Genomic DNA, 1,493 nt, shown 5'->3' with positions numbered 1-1,493 from the left:
TTGGCCGCCACATTGAGCGGGCCAATCACTGCGTCCAGCGTATCGTTGACGCCTTGGACAATTTTGCGGAAATCACCTTGGTGTTGGCTGGCATCGGCACGGGTGGACAATTTACCATCGACAGCAGTTTTGGAGAGCCGTGCCGCATCAGCCACCAACGCATTGACCGCATCAATGCAGGTGTTCAGGTTGTTCTTCAGTGTATTAAAGTCACCGTTATAGTTGTCAGTAATTTTGACCGGAATAGCCCCACGGGAAATGTCATCGACATACTTGGCCGCCACGTTAAGTGGGCCAATCACTGCGTCCAGCGTATCGTTGACGCCTTGGACAATTTTGCGGAAATCTCCTTGGTGCTTCGTGGCATCAGCGCGGATAGCCAGTTTTCCCTCCACCGCCGCTTTGGATAGCATAGTGGCATCAGTGGTCATAGTTTGAATCGCCTCGGTCATGCGCTTCATGGCTGAAAATAAGCTGGTGCTGTCATCTGCTGCCAACACCATAGTGGTGGACATATCACCCTTTGCAATCTTGTTCGCAATTTCGGTAGCCAGCGCTGGCTCACCACCCAATTGTTTCATTAGCACACGAAGAATAAATAAGCTCAACGCAATCACCACCACTAGAGTGATGGCAGAAACAATTATTGCCAAAATGGTAGCCGAGGACTGGATAGCTCTGGCATCTGCGAAGGCTTTGCCTGCAAGTTTAACGTTATAGTCGATGTGTTCAGCAATAGCATTTTCGAGCTTTAGGCCCTTATCTGTCATAGAAGAAATTAGCTCCTGCGCTTCTTCCTTTTTGTTGGCACGCGAACTTATCAACAAGGGTAAAGAAGCAGTGACATAATCTTTAAACAGGGCAGATACTTTATCAAAATGCTTTTTATCCTCACTATCTGCAATCGTTGCCTCATACTCTTTCAAGGCCGCAAACACTTTTCTCTCAGACTCTTCAAGATGCCGGTCAGTGGCAGCCATCGTGTTGGCATCAGTGCCCAAAAAGACATGGCGGTAAATGCCTATTCGGGTTTGTGCAACACCAGCACTGATCTTATCTAACGCAATCAGTGCAGGCACAGTGTTGTCATTGCCAAAGTTGGCAGCCGCATAGACACGATCCGTCTGATAGATGCCCAAGCCAGCAACAAGCACTAAGCCCAGCGCAAAACAGCTAATAAGCAAGTACAACCTTTTTACGACCGTCATTTTTTCACCTTATAGGCATGAGTCATATTATTCAAAATCTTTCTCCAGACTTTTTGCAAAAAGGCAACGCCGTACAAGCTCGCATACGTTATTTAATGATTTTTATGTTAAATAAGCCATTAAATGTAACGAAACAACTGTTAACCTTAAGAATGACTGCTGAGTTCCTTGTCCGGTTATATTGGCATAGGCTGGGACGAGTTGGTTCATGGCGCTGCCTTTCAGAACTTGGTGAACTTGGTTTCGTCAATTTCCGTATCGCCCATATCTGACGTGCTTCGGGCA

General features: G+C 46.8%; 2 protein-coding genes. One reads left to right on the top strand and one right to left on the bottom strand.

Annotated elements, in window-relative coordinates; genetic code table 11:
• Positions 1–1,208 (bottom strand): MCP four helix bundle domain-containing protein (locus tag BMX55_RS16630; protein WP_245751529.1); only part of this gene is annotated, 1,208 nt, incomplete at its 3' end.
• Between the two features lie 17 nt (positions 1,209–1,225).
• On the opposite strand from BMX55_RS16630, the gene BMX55_RS16310 reads away from it, so the two are divergent.
• Entirely contained in the window at positions 1,226–1,480 is a 255-nt protein-coding gene (locus tag BMX55_RS16310; RefSeq protein ID WP_143059707.1) for a hypothetical protein, read from the top strand.
• Positions 1,481–1,493: the final 13 nt, after the last annotated feature.

This window comes from Giesbergeria anulus (assembly GCF_900111115.1).
Classification (GTDB): domain Bacteria; phylum Pseudomonadota; class Gammaproteobacteria; order Burkholderiales; family Burkholderiaceae_C; genus Simplicispira; species Simplicispira anulus.
This window is presented reverse-complemented; position numbering and strand designations above follow the sequence as displayed.

Bases quoted from the DNA above. Each gene is read 5' to 3' on its own strand.
- BMX55_RS16310 (WP_143059707.1), top strand. From the start codon at position 1,226: ATGAGTCATATTATTCAAAATCTTTCTCCAGACTTTTTGCAAAAAGGC.